Origin of the sequence: Aquibium pacificum, from assembly GCF_040839445.1 — a bacterium.
GTDB classification, from domain to species: Bacteria; Pseudomonadota; Alphaproteobacteria; order Rhizobiales; family Rhizobiaceae; genus Aquibium; species Aquibium pacificus.
Genome location: NZ_JBDPGJ010000030.1, coordinates 1 through 548 on the forward strand (window position 1 = coordinate 1; position 548 = coordinate 548).

1 protein-coding gene is annotated in these 548 nt (G+C 67.2%); it reads left to right on the plus strand.

What is annotated here, in order from left to right; all coding sequences use genetic code 11:
- Positions 1-548: GTP-binding protein (locus ABGN05_RS30035; protein WP_367957714.1), on the plus strand; the 548-nt coding region annotated here is incomplete at both ends.

A 548-nucleotide genomic window follows, 5' to 3' on the forward strand; every position in this document is an offset into this window, starting at 1 on the left:
GTGGAATACGAGACGGCGGCGCGGCACTATGCCCACGTCGACTGCCCGGGCCACGCCGACTACGTGAAGAACATGATCACGGGTGCCGCGCAGATGGACGGCGCGATCCTGGTGGTTTCGGCCGCCGACGGCCCGATGCCGCAGACGCGCGAGCACATCCTGCTCGCCCGCCAGGTCGGCGTTCCGGCGATCGTGGTGTTCCTGAACAAGGTCGACCAGGTTGACGACGCCGAGCTTCTCGAGCTGGTCGAGCTGGAGGTGCGCGAGCTCCTGTCGATGTACGAGTATCCGGGCGACGACATTCCGATCATCCCGGGCTCGGCGCTGGCGGCGCTGGAAGACTCCAACAAGGAGATCGGCGAGGACGCGGTGAGGAAGCTCATGGCGGCGGTCGACGAGTACATCCCGACGCCGGAGCGTCCCATCGACATGCCGTTCCTGATGCCGATCGAGGACGTGTTCTCGATCTCGGGCCGCGGCACGGTGGTGACCGGCCGCGTCGAGCGCGGCGTGGTCAAGGTCGGCGAGACGGTGGAGATCGTGGGCAT